The sequence below is a fragment of the Streptomyces purpurascens genome, from assembly GCF_045040895.1.
In the GTDB taxonomy this organism is placed as follows: Bacteria; Actinomycetota; Actinomycetes; order Streptomycetales; family Streptomycetaceae; genus Streptomyces; species Streptomyces purpurascens.
This window is the reverse complement of record NZ_CP108341.1, coordinates 808,555-826,134: the sequence shown is the minus strand read 5'-3', so window position 1 is coordinate 826,134 and position 17,580 is coordinate 808,555. Positions and strand designations below refer to the sequence as shown.

At 70.2% G+C, this 17,580-nt stretch carries 17 protein-coding genes and 1 pseudogene; 10 read left to right on the top strand and 8 right to left on the bottom strand.

From position 1 onward, the window contains the following. Positions 1-19 precede the first annotated feature (19 nt). The 7 genes from OHU35_RS03770 (at position 20) to infA (ending at position 6,819) form a co-directional block, all read left to right on the top strand. Positions 20-1,099, top strand: a complete 1,080-nt coding sequence (locus tag OHU35_RS03770) for a plastocyanin/azurin family copper-binding protein (protein WP_189730649.1) — start codon at positions 20-22, stop codon at positions 1,097-1,099. A gap of 106 nt (positions 1,100-1,205) precedes the next feature. Then, positions 1,206-1,739 (top strand): hypothetical protein, encoded by a 534-nt coding sequence (locus OHU35_RS03765; RefSeq protein WP_359895637.1) that lies wholly within the window; start codon positions 1,206-1,208, stop codon positions 1,737-1,739. Then, positions 1,727-2,473 (top strand): plastocyanin/azurin family copper-binding protein, encoded by a 747-nt coding sequence (locus tag OHU35_RS03760; protein WP_189730653.1) that lies wholly within the window; start codon positions 1,727-1,729, stop codon positions 2,471-2,473. Before OHU35_RS03765 ends, OHU35_RS03760 begins: the two co-directional genes overlap by 13 nt. A gap of 58 nt (positions 2,474-2,531) precedes the next feature. Beyond that, positions 2,532-3,938 carry a PepSY-associated TM helix domain-containing protein gene (locus OHU35_RS03755; protein ID WP_405504617.1) on the top strand — a complete coding sequence of 469 codons (1,407 nt, stop codon included), beginning with the start codon at positions 2,532-2,534 and terminating at the stop codon, positions 3,936-3,938. Positions 3,939-4,349: 411 nt separating this feature from the next. Beyond that, on the top strand, positions 4,350-5,591 hold the full coding sequence (locus OHU35_RS03750; protein WP_405504616.1) for an FUSC family protein: 1,242 nt from the start codon (positions 4,350-4,352) through the stop codon (positions 5,589-5,591). 215 nt (positions 5,592-5,806) lie between these two features. Further along, positions 5,807-6,598, top strand: a complete 792-nt coding sequence (locus OHU35_RS03745; protein ID WP_405504614.1) for a GNAT family N-acetyltransferase — start codon at positions 5,807-5,809, stop codon at positions 6,596-6,598. After that, a complete protein-coding gene (gene infA, locus OHU35_RS03740; protein ID WP_010981942.1) occupies positions 6,595-6,819 on the top strand; it encodes a translation initiation factor IF-1 in 225 nt (74 codons plus the stop codon). Before OHU35_RS03745 ends, infA begins: the two co-directional genes overlap by 4 nt. A 156-nt stretch (positions 6,820-6,975) precedes the next feature. Here infA and OHU35_RS03735 read toward each other — a convergent pair whose 3' ends face one another. From OHU35_RS03735 to OHU35_RS03720, 4 genes are all read right to left on the bottom strand, one after another. Then, positions 6,976-7,410, bottom strand: a complete 435-nt coding sequence (locus tag OHU35_RS03735; RefSeq protein WP_189730662.1) for a VOC family protein — start codon at positions 7,408-7,410, stop codon at positions 6,976-6,978. An 84-nt stretch (positions 7,411-7,494) separates the two neighbouring features. Continuing rightward, positions 7,495-8,610 (bottom strand): sensor histidine kinase, encoded by a 1,116-nt coding sequence (locus OHU35_RS03730; protein WP_405504611.1) that lies wholly within the window; start codon positions 8,608-8,610, stop codon positions 7,495-7,497. After that, the gene (locus OHU35_RS03725; RefSeq protein WP_359895642.1) at positions 8,603-9,298 is read right to left on the bottom strand and encodes a response regulator transcription factor; all 696 of its coding nucleotides are present in this window, start codon (positions 9,296-9,298) and stop codon (positions 8,603-8,605) included. Before OHU35_RS03725 ends, OHU35_RS03730 begins: the two co-directional genes overlap by 8 nt. Positions 9,299-9,366: 68 nt before the next feature. Then, complete coding sequence (locus tag OHU35_RS03720) at positions 9,367-10,071, bottom strand: VanZ family protein (RefSeq protein WP_405504609.1); 705 nt, start codon at positions 10,069-10,071, stop codon at positions 9,367-9,369. 256 nt (positions 10,072-10,327) lie between these two features. Between OHU35_RS03720 and OHU35_RS03715 the strand changes: the two genes are divergently transcribed. Beyond that, complete coding sequence (locus tag OHU35_RS03715) at positions 10,328-11,035, top strand: GNAT family N-acetyltransferase (protein WP_189730669.1); 708 nt, start codon at positions 10,328-10,330, stop codon at positions 11,033-11,035. Between the two features lie 60 nt (positions 11,036-11,095). Here OHU35_RS03715 and OHU35_RS03710 read toward each other — a convergent pair whose 3' ends face one another. The 3 genes from OHU35_RS03710 to OHU35_RS03700 form a co-directional block, all read right to left on the bottom strand. After that, on the bottom strand, positions 11,096-13,945 hold the full coding sequence (locus OHU35_RS03710; protein WP_405504607.1) for a SpoIIE family protein phosphatase: 2,850 nt from the start codon (positions 13,943-13,945) through the stop codon (positions 11,096-11,098). 54 nt (positions 13,946-13,999) lie between these two features. Next, positions 14,000-15,088 carry an ABC transporter substrate-binding protein gene (locus tag OHU35_RS03705; protein WP_189730671.1) on the bottom strand — a complete coding sequence of 363 codons (1,089 nt, stop codon included), beginning with the start codon at positions 15,086-15,088 and terminating at the stop codon, positions 14,000-14,002. A gap of 334 nt (positions 15,089-15,422) precedes the next feature. Further along, positions 15,423-15,683 carry a hypothetical protein gene (locus OHU35_RS03700; RefSeq protein WP_229873508.1) on the bottom strand — a complete coding sequence of 87 codons (261 nt, stop codon included), beginning with the start codon at positions 15,681-15,683 and terminating at the stop codon, positions 15,423-15,425. 110 nt (positions 15,684-15,793) lie between these two features. Here OHU35_RS03700 and OHU35_RS03695 point away from each other — a divergent pair, with 110 nt between their 5' ends. Both OHU35_RS03695 and OHU35_RS03690 read left to right on the top strand, forming a co-directional pair. Continuing rightward, on the top strand, positions 15,794-16,459 hold the full coding sequence (locus OHU35_RS03695) for a TetR/AcrR family transcriptional regulator (RefSeq protein WP_229873509.1): 666 nt from the start codon (positions 15,794-15,796) through the stop codon (positions 16,457-16,459). A gap of 12 nt (positions 16,460-16,471) precedes the next feature. Next, positions 16,472-17,014: pseudogene (locus OHU35_RS03690) on the top strand (phosphotransferase family protein); the annotation flags it as partial. Between the two features lie 62 nt (positions 17,015-17,076). Here OHU35_RS03690 and OHU35_RS03685 read toward each other — a convergent pair. After that, positions 17,077-17,457 (bottom strand): VOC family protein, encoded by a 381-nt coding sequence (locus tag OHU35_RS03685; protein WP_405504604.1) that lies wholly within the window; start codon positions 17,455-17,457, stop codon positions 17,077-17,079. Positions 17,458-17,580 lie beyond the last annotated feature (123 nt).

The following is a 17,580-nucleotide window of genomic DNA, read 5'->3' as shown; positions in this document are numbered from 1 at the left end:
ACTAGGGAGACGTACCACCATGCACACTGACGACACCTCCGCGGCCGCGTCGCCGCCGAGCCACCGGCACTCCCGAGTGGGCAACCGGGTACTGCTCGCGACCGGCATCGGCGCCGGCGTCGCGGCCGCGGCCTGCTTCGGTCTGCTCCAGGCGTCGAGCGGGGCCGCGGCCCCGCAGACGGCCGCACCGGCGGCCGAGGCCCACTCGATGGCGGACGAGGCGCGGCCGGCCGCCGCCGACACCAAGGCGGCCGACCACACCATCGAGATCAAGGACTACAAGTTCGCCCAGCCGAAGCTGACGGTGAAGGTCGGCCAGACCGTGAAGTGGGTCAACGAGGACACCGCTCCGCACACGGTCACCACCACCAGCGGCCCGGCGAAGTTCGACTCCGGAACGCTGAACAAGGGCGACAGTTGGTCGTACACCTTCACCAAGCCCGGCACGTACGAGTACTACTGCGCGGTGCACCCGGACATGACGGCCTCGGTCACCGTGGTCGCCGACGACAGCGGCGGCAGCGGCGGCAGCACGGGCGGCTCCGGCGGGGGCTCCACGGGTGGCTCGACCGGCGGGCACACCGGCGGTTCCACGGGTGGGTCGACGGGCGGTTCGACGGGCGGGTCCTCCGGCGGCTCGACCGGAGGCGGCACCGGAGGTTCGACGGGTGGCTCCACCGGCGGTTCGACCGGCGGGGGCAGCGGCTCCGGCGGCACCAGCGGCGGTGACGACGGCGGCGACGAGCAGTGCGCCAGCGTCCAGCAGGTCCTGCTGCCGATCCTCCAGCACCTGAACAAGGCCCACCTGGAGGAGTCTCCGGGCCAGCAGGTCCAGGACGCGCTCAAGCTCGACAGCTACCTCAAGATGCACACCGTCTGGGTGGAGTCCATCCTCACCCCGGCCGTGAACGGCAGCGGCAGTGTCGCCGACGACACCCTCAGCGTGCTGCTCCAGCACATCAACTCCGCGCACCTGGAGGAGTCCCTGGGCCAGCAGGTCGCGGACATCCTCAACCCCGACGCCTACGTGAAGATGCACACCGTCTGGGCCGAGCACATGCTCGCCCCCACCACGGACTACGTCACCAACTCCTGCTGACCCGAGTCCGGCAGAACGTGGCGGGCCGGCCGAGTCGCAGTCGGCCGGCCCGCCACCGGACCATTGTCGTCCCCCGTCACTCCGCTCGCCCACCGAGGTGCCCGAGATGACCACCGAATCCCTCCCCACCGCCGTCCTTCCCCCGCCACGGACCGGACCCTCCTGGCTTCCCCTGCCCGGCACCTACACCGCCGCGCCAGGCCGCTGCATCGCCGAACTGACCGCCCGCCTGGGCCCGTTGCCGACCCTGCGCCGACGCCTGACCGCCGAGCAGGCGGGCCTCACGGTCGCGCCCGACGCCGAGGACTGCGTCCTGAGTCTGGAGCTGACCGGCCGGCCGCTGCGGGGCCGAACCCTCGGATTCGTCAGTACGAGCATCACGCCGGAGGCCGACGGCTCCCGCCTGAGCGTGCCCGGCGAACTCGCCCTGGACGGCGCCGACGGCTCCGACGACGCCTTCGTACCGGCCGAGCTCACCCTGCGTGTCGTCGACCGCGCCGACGACCAGCTCCTCGCCCTCGGCGCGCTACGACTCCCGTACGGCCCGCTCCGCCGTACGACCGGCCTCACCCTGCCCCGCACCCGTCCCGCAGACCGCATACGGCTGCTCGTCGCCGTGGAGTTCACATGCCCCGCCTGACCGTCCTGCGCGCGCTGCCGGCAGCCCTCTTCGTGACCGGCGCCGTCACCGTTCTGCCCGGTGCCGCTCCCACCGCTCTCGCGGCCACCGCCCACCAAGTCCTCATGTCGGGCTACGCGTTCAGCCCGCGCTCCCTCACCATCGACGCAGGGGACACCGTCACCTGGACCAACCAGGACCAGGCGCCCCACGACGTGAAGACCACCTCCGGTCCGGCGTCCGTCCACTCCCCGATGCTGAACAAGGGCGGCACCTGGAGCCACACCTTCACCACGCCGGGCACCTACGGGTACGTCTGCACCGTGCACCCGGGCATGACCGCACAGCTCGTCGTGAAGGCCGCGGCGCCGCCCCCTCCCACCGCACACCCGACCTCCCACCAGCACGCCACGTCCGCCCCCGCTGCCGGACGCCCCGTGACACGGCCCACCCACACGACCGCGTCCGCCTCCCACACCGCGTCCGCCTCCCACAGCGATCACAGCGGCATGGCCGACGCCGAGAAGGACGACTCGCCCTCGCCCTCACCTTCGGCCGCCGCGGGGTCCGGGGCGTCCGCCGCCCCGGCGCAACCCGCCGTGGCCGCCCAGAGCGCCGCCTCCGTGGTCCGGCCCCTCGATCCGCTGCTCCTCCTCGCGGGCATCGTCGCCGGCGTCGCGGTGCTGTGCCTGCTCCTGGTCGGCTCCCGATCAGCGGCCACCGCGCCCCGCTCCGGCGATCCGGGCCCGAGCTGATCTCAGGGGAACCGGCCTCGACCACCTCGTACCGCTTCCGGAGTCAGGAGACCAGACCATGTCCGTCACACCGGACGCCCGCACCCCGGGAGAGAGCCAGGAGGCCGTGGAGGGCCAAGCCTCCGCAGGCCGGTCCGCCTGGGCGTCGCTGCGCCCGATGGTGCTGCGGCTGCACTTCTACGCGGGTGTGTTCGTCGCGCCCTTCCTGCTCGTCGCCGCCGCGACGGGATTCCTGTACGCCTGCTCGTTCCAGGCCGAGCGGATCGCCTACGCCCACGAACTGCGGGTTCCCGTCGGCGAGAACGAGCTGCCGATTTCGCGGCAGGTGGCCGCGGCCCGCAAGGCGTACCCCGAGGGCGTGGTCAGCGCGGTCCGGCCCTCTCCGGAAGAGGGTGCGACCACGCGGGTGCTGCTGTCCGGGGTGCGGGGCGTCGAGGCCGACCACACGCTGGCCGTGTTCGTGAACCCGTACACCGGCGAGATCCGCGGTGCGCTGGAGCAGTACGGCGCCACGGGCGCGCTGCCGCTGCGCACCTGGATCGACGACCTCCACCGCGATCTGCGCCTGGGAGAGCCGGGCCGCCTGTACAGCGAACTCGCGGCGAGCTGGTTGTGGGTCATCACGGGCGGCGGTCTGGTGCTGTGGCTCGGAAGGCGTCGGGCGCTACGGCGATCACGAGGTCTCCGCGGACGCCGCCGCACGCTCTCGCTGCACGGCACGGTGGGCGTGTGGGCCGCCGCCGGGCTGTTCTTCCTCTCGGCGACGGGCCTGACCTGGTCGGCGTACGCCGGCCAGAACATCAGCGATCTGCGCGACGCGCTCGGGCAGGCGACGCCTGCGGTGACGGCGACCGTCGACTCCGGCGGCGGTCACGCCGAGCACGCGACGCACGCGGGTATGGGTATGGAGACCGGCAAAGGCGTCGGCCTCGACACCGTCCTCAAGGCGGCCCGGAGCGAGGGCCTCTCGGATCCGGTCGAGCTGGTGCCGCCGGCCGATGCGTCGGCCGCCTACGTGGTCCGGCAGATCCAGCGCAGCTGGCCGGAGAAGCAGGACACGGTCGCGGTCGACCCGATGACCGGTGAGGTCACCGAGGTACTGCGGTTCGCCGACTATCCGGTGCTGGCCAAGCTGACCCGCTGGGGCATCGACGCCCACACCGGCGTGCTCTTCGGCATCGTCAACCAGCTGGTGCTCGCCGCACTGGCCGTCGCCCTCGTGCTCCTGATCGTGTGGGGGTACCGCATGTGGTGGCAGCGCGGCCGCGGTGCCGGCTTCGGGCGTCCCGTGCCGCGCGGGGCGTGGCGACATGCCCCGGTCCCACTGCTGCTCCTGCTTGCAGGGGGGACCGCCGTACTGGGCTGCTTCGTGCCCCTGCTCGGCATCCCACTGGCCGCCTTCCTCGCCGTCGACGTCATGCTCGGCGCGATCGCGTACCGCAGAAGGACCCACCCGAGTCCGTAGGAGGACGACCGCCCTCAGACCGGGGATCTCGCCGACCGGCGCGCAGAAGCGGTCAACGGGTGGAAGGGCGGAAGGCTGCCTGAGCGCCCGGTTCCGTGCCCTGTGCGCCGCCGCAGGGCGCGACTGCACCTCTTCCGAGCGCGAGCTGCTGCCGGAGGGAGCGCCGTCGACGCCGCCCTGCTGGCGGATACCGCCTCTGACCAGTGGATGTGGGGCGGCGCCGGGAGCCCGTCATGTGGCGTCACGGGCCTGGGCGCCGACGGGGGTGCGGCCGACACCGATGCCGAGCTCGACGATCCCCTCCGGTCCCGCATGACGAGCCGGACGTATGACCTCTTCCACAGTCTGTGGTGACCCGCTCGGGGTACCCCATGGCCCGGCAGTCGTGGCGGGACGAGAACGGGAGAGAAGATGGCCGAAGCCGTTGCAGGGGCGCAGCGTATACAGGCGGCTTCCCAGGGCCGGCTGGCCCGGGTGAGGCGGTGGTTCGGACGGGCGGGTTCGGACGGGCACGAGCGGCACACCCTGGCCCTCATCGGCAAGAGCACCCTCGCGGCCGCCGTCTCCTGGGTGATCGCGCGCGATGTCATGGCCGCGCAGTCGCCGGCGTTCGCGCCGTTCTCCGCGGTGCTGATCATGCAGGTCACGGTCTACCAGTCGCTGGTGCAGGCCCTGCGCTACGTCGGTGCGGTCGCCGTGGGCGTGGGTCTGCAGGGTGTGCTGGGCCTGCTGGCCGGTCCTCACCTGCTCACGTTCGTGCTGGTGACGCTGGCGGCGCTGGCCATCGGACGCTGGCGACCCCTGGGCTCGCAGGGCTCCCAGGTCGCCACCGCGGCGTTCTTCGCCTTCTCCACCTACGTCTCGGCCACCAGCGATGCGCAGCGCTGGTCCCAGCTCGGGCAGATCATCGTGCTGGTGCTGATCGGCTGCGGCATCGGCGTCGTGGTGAACACGCTGGTGCTGCCTCCCCTGCGCTACCGCAGTGCCGAGTACGGCATCCACACCCTCGCCCATTCGCTGTGCGATCTGGTCGGTGACATGTACCCGGCGCTGCGCGAAGGGAAGCTGGAAGAAGAACGCACCCGGCACTGGCGCGGGCGGGCCTCCCACCTGGCCCCGATCGTGCAGCAGGCCCAGTCCTCGGTCCACACCGCCTGGGAGAGCACCCTCTACAACCCCCGACGCCTGCGGCGCCGTCACCGCCACCGCACGTCCTTCGACGGATACCAGGCCGTCGTCGACGCCCTGGAACGGGTCTCCCACCAGGTTGCCTCCATGACCCGCAGCCTCGACCAGTGGCACGCTGCCGACGGCAGCCAGGAGGACATCGACTTCGCTCGCTCCTACGGCGACTTCCTGGCCTCCCTCGCCCACATCGCCGAGCTGCTCAGCCAGGTCGACGAAGACCATCTGCAAGACCAGGCCCACCAGCTGTGCGAAGCCGCCGCGCAGGCTCAGCAGTGCCGCGACCGGCTGGAGGAGGAAGCACGTGCCGGCTCCCTCCCGCTCAGCGACCCCGCCCAGCCGTACGGCATCCTCATGGCCGAGGCCACCCGGCTCACCGACGAGTTCCAGCACACCTGCGACGTGCTCAAGCACGGCGTCGACGAAGCCCAGGCCACCGCCCCCACAGCAGGAGACGAGCATGGCTGAGGCCGTTGGCCTGGATGCCAGATGGGCGGGAAATGAATGGAGCGAGGCGGCGCCCCGCTGCTACTTTCGCGGTGGACCGTGAAGTCGTCGTATGGAGGTGAGCCCCGTGAACACAGTCACCCAAGGGTGCTCCCTCAACCCGTCACGGTCCGGCGGCTGACGTTCGGTGTCGCCAGGAGCGCCTGAGATCGAGGCACTCCTGGAGGGAGACTCCGATGAACACGAAGCCTTTCGCATCTGGCCTGAGCGAGAACGCGGTGATGATCACACGCGTCGCGGACAGGCAATGGCATGCACTGGATGACGACCTGGTGGTCGGCCGTGGGCATGCGCAACACCGGCCCGACGGACGCTTGTTCGTCAGCATCGACGCCTGGCACGACGCCGCCTTCGACCGGCTCGCCGAGGCGATGCTGGCGGAACTGCCGGCGCCGCTGTACACGGTGGTCGACGAAGCCGACCTCGAGCTGACGGCCGGCTGGCGGCGGGCCGGGTTCACCATCCGGCGCCGCGAGTGGGAGTACGACGTGCCGACCGACCCGCGGGTCACAGGGCTCGAAGCGGTCCTGCCGCCTTCGGGCGTGACGATCGTGCCCGCCGGTCAGGCGGAGGAGAGTCTGCTGCGGGCGGTGGACCGCGCGATCCGTGACGAAGTCGAGGCGACCGTCGGGTGGCAGTCGATGCCCGCGGAGGTGATTCCCCGCCCCGAGGGCGACACCATCGTCGACCCGTCGAAGTACGCGGTGGCCGCGACGCCGGACCGCTACCTGGGTCTGATCCGGGTGGTGACGGTGATCCGGCCGCGCATCGGGCTGGTCGCGGTCCGGGCCGACGAGCGGCGCCGCGGCATCGCGCGGGCGCTGCTGGCCCACGCGCTGGGGACGTTGCACCACTACGGATTCGCCGAGGCCTGGACCGAAGTCCACGAGTCCAACCAAGCGGCCTCGGCGCTGTTCGAGGGCATCGGCGCCCGCCCGATGAGCAGCAACCTGGAGCTGGTGCGATGACGAAGAACAAGAACGTCATCGAAGTCGAGGGCAAGGTCGTCGAGTGCCTGCGCAGCGCCATGTTCACCGTGGAGCTCGAGAACGGCCACCAGGTGCTCGCGCACATCAGCGGGAAGATCCGCAAGAACTACATCAAGATCATGCTGGAGGACCGGGTGCTGGTGGAGCTCCCGCCGTACGACCTGACGCGCGGCCGGATCGTGTTCCGGTACCGGAACTAGCGGCGGTCGGCACCTTCCGCGGCAACTGATCCTGGGGCCCCGGTCACGGCGTTTCCTTGACCGGGGCCCTGATGATGGCTCGCACGGCCGCGGCGGTAACCGCAGGTGCGGGAGGCGGCTCCTCCCCCAGGGGGATCTCGCCGTCGCGGAGGAGGCTCAGTCGAGACAGAACTCGTTGCCCTCGATGTCCTGCATCACGATGCACGACTCGTTGGTGCCATCGGCAAGCAGCGTTCGCAGGTGTACCGCACCGAGGGAGACCAGTCGCGCGCACTCGGCCTCCAGTGTGGCGAGGCGCTCCTCACCCACGAGCCCGGTGCCGGCCCGCACGCAGAGATGCACCCGATTCTTGACGATCTTCCCTTCGGGAACGCGCTGGAAGAGCAGACGCGGGCCTTCACCCGAGGGATCACTGCATGCGAAGTAGGTGACCTGATCCTCAGGCGGCAGCGAGCGATGATAGTCCTCCCAAGTGGCAAACCCCTCCGGGATCGGCGGTACGACGTATCCCAACACCTCGCACCAAAAGGCGGCGAGGCGCGCGGGTTCTGCGCAGTCGAAGGTGACTTGGAACCGCTTGATCGATGACATCGGCGCACCATAGCAAGGGGCTCAGGTGCTCACCTCCCGGCGTTGATCGGCGTGTTGTCGGGAGGAGGACAGCCCCTGCCGGCATCAGTTGCGGGACAACCCTTGGTCGGGAAGTCGAATCGTGACGAGGAGGCCGCCGGTGGGGCGGGGCGCGAGGGCGAGGGTGCCGTCGTGTGCTCGGACGATGCTGTGCACGATGGCCAGCCCCAGGCCGACACCGGCATGCTCGTCGGTGCGTACGCGTTCTGTTCCGCGTTGGAAGGGTTCGGTGAGGGCCGGTACCAGTTCCGACGGGAGCGGATGGCCCGTGTTCTCGACCCGCAGCACGCTCGCGCCGTGCTGCGGTTCGGTGTGGATCGTCACGGTGCCGCCGGCGGGGAGGTTGTGGACGATGGCGTTCTGGACGAGGTTCGTCATCATCCGCAGGAGGAGCGCCGCGGAGCCGACGGTCTGTGTGGTCTCGCCCGTGACGTCGAGCGTGGTCTGGCGCTTCTCGGCGAGGGGAAGCAGCGTTTCGGCGGCTTCTTCGGCGATGAGGGAGAGGTCGACGGGCTCGCGGGTGAAGCTCTTGCCGTCGCTGCGGCTGAGCAGCAGGAGTGCCTCGGTGAGGTCGATCGCCCGCGTGTTGACCGCGTGGAGGCGTTCGATGAGTTCGCCCTGGTCCCGCGTGGGGTCGTCACGGGCCACGTCGAGGAGCGTCCGCGTGATCGCCAGCGGGGTACGCAGCTCGTGGGAGGCGTTCGCGGCGAACCTCTGCTGTTCGGCGACGTGGGAATCGAGTTGCTCGAGCATGGCGTCGAACACGTCGGCGAGTTCGCGGAATTCGTCGTCGGGGCCCTTCATACGGATCCGGTGGGACAGTGATCCGTACCCGGCCATCCGTGCCGCGTCCGCGATCCGTGTGAGTGGTGCGAGCATCCGGCCGGCGAGGATCCATCCTCCCAGGAGGCCGAACACGAGCAGGAAGGCCAGCGCTGTGGCCGCGGCGGGGGTGAAGCCGCGCAGGAGGTCGGCGCGGCTGGGCCCGATGAAGACGACGCCACCGAACGTCCTCTGGAGGGATCTGGGGTCGTCGGTCGGTAGCCAGCGCAGCACGAATACCCACATCACGGCCAGCAGGAGAACGCCGGCCAGGAGGAGGAATCCGGCGTAGCTGATGGTGAGTTTCGTTCGGGCGCTGAGCCCTGAGCGCCTATGCATGCGTACTGCCAGGGCGGGTGGTGTCCATGCCGGTGTCGATCCGGTAGCCGACGCCGGGCACCGTGGCGATGAGCCATGGTTCGCCGAGCCGTTTGCGCAGTGCGGAGACGGTGATGCGCACGGCGTTGGTGAGGGGGTCGGCGTTCTCGTCCCAGGCCCGTTCCAGCAGCTCTTCGGCGCTGACGACCCCGCCCTCGGCGGCGGTGAGGACTTCCAGCACGGCGAACTGTTTGCGGGTGAGCGCGACGTAGCGTCCGTCGCGGAAGACCTCCCGCCGGAAGGGGTCGAGCCGCAGGCCCGCGATCTCGCGGACCGGGGGCCTGGCGTACGCGCGTCTGCGGTCGAGAGCCCTCAGCCGCAGGACGAGCTCCCGCAGCTCGAACGGTTTGGTGAGGTAGTCGTCGGCGCCGAGCTCGAATCCGGACGCCTTGTCGTCGATCCTGTCGGCCGCGGTGAGCATGAGGATCGGGATGCCGCTGCCGGAGGCGACGATGCGCCGGGCGACCTCGTCGCCTGAGGGGCCCGGGATGTCGCGGTCGAGGACCGCGAGATCGTAGGAGTTGACGCTGAGCAGTTCCAGGGCGGAGTCGCCGTCGCCCGCGATGTCGGCGGCGATCGCCTCCAGCCGCAGACCGTCACGGACGGCTTCGGCCAGGTAGGGCTCGTCCTCCACGATCAGTACGCGCATGCCCGAAGCCTAGGCAGCACAACATATCGCCGACGTATGCAAGAAGGTGTGCACACTGGACACTCGACTCAGCCTGCCGGCGCCGGCGCGGGGCGCGGCTGGTCGGACGGCGCTTGTGCTGTGGTGCGCCACCAGCGGCGTGACGCCAGCCCGGCCAGCACGGCGCCGGCGGTGTTGACCAGTACGTCGTCCACGGAGGACACCCGGTCCAGCCGCAGGACGTACTGTGCGGTTTCGACCAGAACCGAGGAGCCCGCCCCGAGCGCCAGGATCCGCGGCACGGACGCCAGCGCCGCGAACCGCATCGGGGCGAAGAACCCCAGTGACGCGAAGACCAGCAGGTTGCCGACGATCCCGAGCGGCCCCATCACCACCAGGTCCCGCAGCGGTACCAGGCTGAACCGGCCGGGAACGGTGCCGGCCCCGGCGCCCGGCATCATGGTCAGCCAGAGGAACGGCACCGTCCCGTGGACCATGCCCACCTCGGCCAGCGACATCCGCCACGCCGATATGACGCCGGCGGCACGCCGACGCCGCGCCAGAGCCCACGCCACCAGCGCGGCCAACGGCAACGCGACCAACGTCATGAGCACCACACCGTTGAACGTGTCGAAGCAGCCGTGCCACCGCCCGGCCACGCACATCGGAGCGGACATCAAGAGCGGGCCCCGCCCGACGAACGCGGCGCTCGCCAAGCCGAGGATCGCCAGGCCGAGGAGCACGATCCTGCGCGTGCGGCGGAGCGGTACTGACAGGGATGCGTCGCGGTTCATGCCCCCATGGGAAGCGGAGAACCGTTGCCGTGGCGTATGCGATTCTCGATACGCCTGCGATACACGGAATCCCGGGCATCGAGGAACTGGCGCAAGCCGGCAGGGAGATGGCCCCGCAGCCGGTGATCGCCGCAGCGGGCGGATGCCCTGCTTCCTCGCGGACCGGGGCTGACTACGATGGTCCGTCGGCATCCGATGGCACCGTGTCGGTCACGGGGCCACCGGCTTCGACAAAGGGCAGGAGCGGCGCAGCACGATGACAGGTCTCCGCGACGTCGTCGCACTCGACGACCCGGTGGGGGAGTCGCTCCGCGGCCACCATGGGCATCTGGCTCGCCGACTCGGCCGGGCTGCCACCTATCTGCCGGGAGTCGCGACCTTTTCCGCGGTCTCCGCGGAGGCGGACTCGGAGGAGTGGGGCGACCTCGCCAAGCTGCTGGGGCGAGGCGAGTTCGCTGACATGTTCAGCTGCCCGGCGATGCCGCCGTCGGACTGGGAGCCGGTGTTCGTCCTCGAGGGCCGCCAGATGATCTGGGCCGGCGACAGCCGTCCGGAGGTCTCTCGTGCCGAACTCGACCCCGCCGTGGTCCGGCTGGGCGCTGAGAGCGTGCCCGGGATGCTCGACCTCGTCGAGCGGACCCGGCCAGGCCCGTTCTGGCCACGCACCCATGAACTCGGCACCTATCTCGGCATCCGCGACGGCGACACGTTGGTGGCGATGGTGGGGGAGCGGCTCCGGCCTCCTGGATGGACCGAGATCAGCGCTGTCTGCACGGCTCCCGAGGCACGCGGACAGGGCCACGCCGCCCGTCTGGTGCGCGCGCTCGTCGCGCGCATCGTGGGCCGGGGCGAACGTCCCTTCCTGCACGTGGCCGAGGCGAACACCGGCGCGCTCGCGCTCTACGAGCGGCTGGGGTTCGAGACCCGGAAGCACGTGACGTTTCGCGGGTTCCGCACTCCGTGAGGCATGCGGCCCCGGCTGCGCCGGCTTGACGGCACGGCAGAGGCTTCCCGCGCCGTCAGCTCACCAGGCCGCGTCCTCCCATTGGTCCAGCAGGGCGTCGGCCGGCACTCCGTCGGGATCGCTCACCGGGCTCTGGGTGGACTGTTCCGTCCAGATCACCTTGCCCCGGGCCGTGTAACGGGTGCCCCACCGTTGTGCGAACTGGGCGACGAGGAACAGTCCTCGCCCGCCTTCGTCGGTGGTCGCGGCCCGGCGCAGGTGTGGCGAGGTGCTGCTGCCGTCGGCGACCTCGCAGATCAGGCTGTCGCGGTCCTGTACCAGCCGTAGCCGGATCGGTTCTGTGCCGTAGCGGATGGCGTTGGTGACCAACTCGCTGATGATCAGCTCGGTCGTGAAGGCCATCTCCTCCAGCCCCCAGGTCTCCAGCCGGCGAGTGACATCCGACCGGATGCCGGCGACGACCGCCGGATCGCCGGGCACGTCCCATTCGCCCACGTGGGAGGGGTCCAGCAGGCGGGTGCGGGCCACGAGCAGGGCGATGTCGTCGCTCGACCGAGCGGGTAGCACCGCGTCGAGGACGTCCTGGCAGGTCTCCTCCGGTGTCCGGTCCGGGTGCGCCAGGGCGTGACGCAGTCCCTCGAGGCCGGTGTCGAGGCCCCGTTCCCGGTCTTCGAGCAGGCCATCTGTGTAGAGGACCAGCCGGGAGCCCTCGGGGAGGGGGAACTCGGTGGTCTCGAAGGGCAGACCGCCGCCCAGACCGAGCGGCGGTGAACCGGGTACCCGCAGGAACTCCACCGTGCCGTCGGGGCGCACCAGGGCCGGCTCGGGATGCCCGGACCGTGCCAGCGCGCACGTCCCGGACGCCGGGTCGTAGATCGCGTAGAGACACGTGGCTCCCGAGACGCTCTCGTTGTCCCGCTCGACGTTCTCGTCACTGTCGATTCGGGCGACCAGTTCGTCCAGATGCCCGAGGAGCTCGTCAGGGGGCAGGTCCAGGGCGGAGAAGTTGTGCACCGCGGTGCGCAGCTGACCCATCGTGGCCGCGGCGTGCAGGCCGTGCCCCACCACGTCGCCGACCACCAGGGCGACCCGGGCGCCGGGCAGCGGAATCACGTCGAACCAGTCGCCGCCCACGCCTTCCAGGGCGGGCAGATAGCGGTGGGCGACCTCCACGGCCGAGTGGTCGGGCAGGGAGCTGGGCAGCAGACTCCGCTGGAGTGTCTCGGCCAGTGTGTGCTCACGGGTGTAGCGGCGGGCGTTGTCGACGGCGACCGCGGCCCGGGCGGCCAGTTCTTCGGCGAAGGCCAGATCCTCCCCGCCGAAGGGATCCGCGTCCGAGCGCCAGAAACTCGCCATGCCCAGCACCACACCCCGAGCCTGGAGCGGCACAGTGATCAGGGAGTGGAAGCCGAGGTCCAGCAGGCGCCGGGCGCGTTCGGGGTCCTGGGCATTCATCCACTCGCTGGACGCGGTCAGGTCGGCGTCCAGGACCGCACGGCCGCGCTCGGCGCCGACGGCCACGGGCGAGGTGGGGACGAAGCGGATCAGCTCCCCCACCGGGTAGAGAGACCGGGCACCGTCGACGCCGTGTACCGCCACCCGGCGCATCTCGGGGCCGGGGCCGGCCGACTCCGCACCCCGCAGGATCGGATCCAGCAGATCGACCGTCGCGGTGTCGGCGAACCGGGGGACCGCCACCTCGGCCAGTTCCTGCGCGGTGCGCACCACGTCCAGCGTGGTGCCGATCCGTATCCCCGCCTCGTACAGCAGCCCCAGCCGCTCCCGGGCCACCTCCGCCCGGCCCGCCAGTGCACGCAGCTCTGTCGAGTCACGCAACGTGACGACGCTGCCCGCGGGGCGGCTGCCGGGATCGACCGGCCGTATGTTGACCGCCAGCAGCCGGTCGCCTGCCAGGTGCACCACGTCCGTCACCGTCCGGCCCGAGCCCAGCAACTCGGTGGTGTCAGCCGCCAGGCCGAGCTCGGTGACACGGCGCTCCTCGGCGTCCGCGGGCAGGTCCAGCAGTCGCCGCGCCTCGTCGTTGGCGAGCAGCAGCCGTCCGTCATCGCCGATGATCAGTACGCCTTCCCGCACCGCGTGCAGCACCGCGTCATGGTGCTCGTACATCCGGGTCATCTCGGACGGATCGAGGGCGCGGGTCTGCCGCCGCAGCCGCCAGGACACCAGCGCTGTGCCGACCGCGGCCACCACAAGCGCACCGCCGGCGAAACCCAGCAGCTGCGGCAGCTGCTCCTGCACCACGTCGTCCACGCTGGCGACGGTGACCCCGACCGACACGAAGCCGACGATGGAGGTCCCATTGGTGTCGTAGACGGGAACGGTCGTGTCCACGGCAAGGCCCAGGCTGCCTTCGAACGTCTTGGTGAAGGGATGGTCGGCGGCGCCGCCCTCGCGCAGGGCGAAGATGTGCTTGCCGATCAACTTCGGGTCGGGGTGGGTCCAGCGAAAGCCCTGAGGGTCGAACGCGACCACATAGTCGACCCCGGTGTGCCTCCGGGTGTCCTCCGCGCGCGGCTGCAGCAGCGCGGTGGGCTCGCCGGACTTCATGGCGTCCAGCGTCCCCGGGGCGCGCGCGAAGGACTGTGCGACGCCCATCGACAACTGCCGGGCCTCCTGCATGCTCGAATTCCGGGCCTGCACCACGAGAGCCCCTCCCGCGGCGGCGGCGAACAGCACCATGATCACGAGCTGGAGCAGAAACACTCGGCCGGCGACGCTGCGCACCCTTGGCAGGCCCAGCCAGCGTCTCCCTGGGGGGCGCCCGCCAGGCTCCGGCTCTGGCTCCGGCTGCGGGTCGGGCCCCTCGACCCGTTGCGAGGCCCGCCGAGGGCGCCCTCCGCTGTGCGCGTGGGGCCGGAAGGCCGAGAGTCGACCAAGGTGCCTGGCCATACGGACTCTTTACCATGCGTGTTCATATACGGCCATATGGCTGGGTTCAGTCGGTCAGTTGCGTACCCACTCCTGCCAGCGCCTGGTCACGGAGTTCCCGTTCTCCAGCCACCACGCGATGTCCAGGTCGAAGCCCGACAGCAGGTGTCCAGGTGTGCTCGCCAGGTTCACGGCGGTGGATTCGGTGAGAAATCCGTAGGCGGCGGGCACCACAGGCCCTTCGGGGTATATCCGGGTCATATGGGCCTGCACCTCGGGCCGCAGCGCGAAATCGATGAGCCGATAGGCGCCGTCGGAATTGGCGGCGCCCTTGGGAATGCCGTATCCGTTGCTCTGCCTGCGGGCGCCGTTCCATTCGTACGCGAGCGGAGACCCGCCCTTGATCAGGCTCTGGACGCGGCCGGCCCAGGTGCTGGAGGCCTCGACCTGCTTGCGATCCAGCAGCTCACCCGGTTCGGCGCCGTATTCCCAGAACGTCCGCACCGAGCCCTTGATCTCGTCGAGGACCTTGAAAGCGCGGTGCACGTCGAGCGGGTAAAGCCCGTCGAGCGGTACTCCGTCGGCGAGCAGGGCGAACTCCAGTTCCGGCCAGTCCACCGTGCCCTGAAGCGCTCTTCTGCCCGGGAAGGTGCCGAGGTTCCAGAAGTCCGCCCACGAGGCGGGCTTCCTCCCGCCGAAGGCGTCCGCGCCGTAGGCGAGGACGCTGGCCCAGTAGCTCTTGCCCACACCGTTGGGGGTGAGCAGGGACTCGGCGATTCCCGCGTTCCTGGTGTTCTTCAAGCGGCCGTAGTCCAGTTCCTGGGAGGCGCCCTCGTGCTCGAAGCGCACCAGATTGGACATGTCGATGTCCATGACGTCGAACCGCGGACGGCCTTCCTTGATCTGGGCGAGGATCTGGTCGCTCGAGTAGTTCACCACGTTGATCCGGACGCCGGTCTCCTTGGTGAACGGGTCGTAGATCGCTTTGCGGTTCGCCTCGCCATAAGCGCCGCCGAAGTCACGGACCACGAGCAACTTGCCGCTCTTGGTGGAACTCCGGTCGGTGCGGCTGTCGCACGCGGTGAGCGATACGGCAGCCGCACCGGCTGCGATTCCGCCGACCCCACTCAGGAAAGCCCTGCGGTCGATCCCGACGTCTCCCACCGGCTGCCTCCCCAGTGTCTGCTGGACGATCCGTGACGGAGGGTGATTCCCGGCCGGTCTTGCCTCGTGCTTCAGTCAGTTCTTATCAGGAAAAGTCCTGTCTTTACAGGCCGCGCCGGCTGCCGCAGGGGCAAGCTCGTGCGCCAGTACGTGGCGCAACAGCACCCGACCTCCAGCGACAGGCTCCGCGGGCCGGCCCCGCCGCGCGGCATCAGCGCCCTCGCGACGCGGCGAGGCCGCTAGCTTGCCTGACCGCCGCAGGCTCGACCCGGTGAACGGGGCTGTCCGAGAGGGCTTCGGAGCATCCCGGCTCGCCGGTCGGCCGGCGGACTTCTCACGAGTGGCGGTCCGCCCGCCTCCCCGTGTAGTGACGGCGCGCCGCCATTCCCAGCAGGGCCAAACCCGCGAAGCCGACCAGCGGCGTTGCCCACTCAGGCATATGGGCTGCCCGCAGGAGGCCGGCGACACCAAAGCTCGTATCCCAGCCGGCCTCCGTGATGGCGGAGCCGAAGCCCTGGATGGCGAGGATGGCACCGAACAGCCACAGCATCCCCTGCCCCGAGCTGCTGTCCGTCCTCTTGCGCTGCTTCTCCATGACGATCGTTCCCTCCCGTTGTCCGCGCATCGTTCCGATGCGATCGCATCACATCGTGCGGTGAATCCGGATACGATGCAAGTGCATCAGAACGTGGGGAGGAGCCAACCGTGCCCAGGCAGGTCGACTACGAGGACCGACGCCGACGGATCGCCGAAGCGGTCTGCACCCTGATCGCGCGCTCCGGTATGGAGGCCGTCAGCCTCCGTGACGTCGCCGCCGAGGCCGGCGTGTCCATGGGCGCTGTCCAGCGATGCTTCCGCACCAAGCAGGACATGCTGCTCTTCGCGCTGGAGCACATCTCCCAACACGTCAGCGAACGCGCCAACCAGCGCATCGCCGCCTCCTCCACCCCCCAGGCCGCATCGACCCTGCTGTCCCACACGCTGGCCGAACTCGCCCTGCTGGATGAGGAATCGAAGACACAGGCTCAGGTCTGGCTGGCCTTCGTCGCCCATGCCCCTGCCAGCGAGAAACTGGCCGCCGTCCTGCACGACACCTATGCCAAGCTCCACGGCCTCATCGCGTGGCTCATCCGCTACGGCCAGGACACCCGGGAAGTTCCCCAGCGCCTCGACCCCGATCGCGAAGCCCACACGCTCCTCGCCCTGGCAGACGGCCTCACGACCCACGTCCTGGCAGGCCACCACTCCCCGGCCACGGCACTGGACATCCTTCAACGCCACATCGACCACCTGCTGAAGTCGCATTCGACCGCGGCCGACGAGGGCGGGGCAGCGCAGCCTCCGGCTCGCGCGTGCCGCCCGTCCGGATGATGAGGTCGCACGGTGACCATCCACGATGAGGCGGCGGCTGTCGGACCGTTGACACTGGCATGGGTGAGCCGGCACCTGGAGGTCGGCGAACGGGTCGTCAGAACCGAGCCACTGCACGGCGGCATCACTGCCGAAATGCGGAGGCTGACCATCGGAACGCGGGACGGAGGCACCCGTGACCTGGTGCTGCGGACGTTCGTCAATGTGGAGCACGCCGAGGACTGGCTGAACAGGGAGGCCGGCGCCTTGACCCTGCTCGCGGGGACCGGCGTGCCGGCTCCTGGACTGGTCGCGGTCGATCCGACCGCCGCGCAGTGCGAGTATCCATCGCTCCTTATGACCCATCTGGCGGGCCGGACGATCCTCGACGATGAGGGAGTGGAGACGCGCGTCCCGCTGTTGGCACGTCAACTCGTGGCGATCCACGCGCTGCGACCCGCCGAGCGGCCCCGGGAGTATGTCGCGTTGACGACCGCCGACACCGTCGTGACTCCGAAGGGCGCCGACGCGGCGGCATGGGGCGCGGCGATCGACGTGATCCGCAAACCTGCGCCAGGAGCCCGTCCTGGCTTCATCCAGTACCGGCCTTCTGTGGGACCAGTGCCATGCGTAGTCCGTCAGTCGCTTGCCGCGCGGTCGGACTCACTGCGGAGAACGCAGAACTCGTTGCCCTCGGGGTCCGCGAGGACGGCCCAGTCGGCGCCGTCGGGTTCCCGGCGGTCGTCGACGAGGGTGGCCCCGAGGCTCAGCAGGCGCTCGACCTCTTCCTCGCGTGTGGTCTCGGGACGCAGGCACTGGTGAAGTCTGTTCTTGATGGTCTTCGGTTCCGGCACCTGGTTGAAGTAGAGCAGCGGGCCCTCCGGCAGCATCACCGCGGTCTCCGGATCACCTGGGTTGTCCTCCGGATGCAGCGGAGAACCGAGCACCTCACTCCAGAACCGAGCCAGTTCATAGGCATCCGCACAGTCGATCGCCACATTCTGCACCACCGAGACCATGCGCGAGAGCCTGCCTGAAGCTCCGCTCGGCCCGCTAGGGCTCGAGAGACACTGTGCCGATCGCCATCCAGGCGAACACCGCCGCGCGGCGAGGAACTGCTGCACTGCACCGGTACCTCCCAG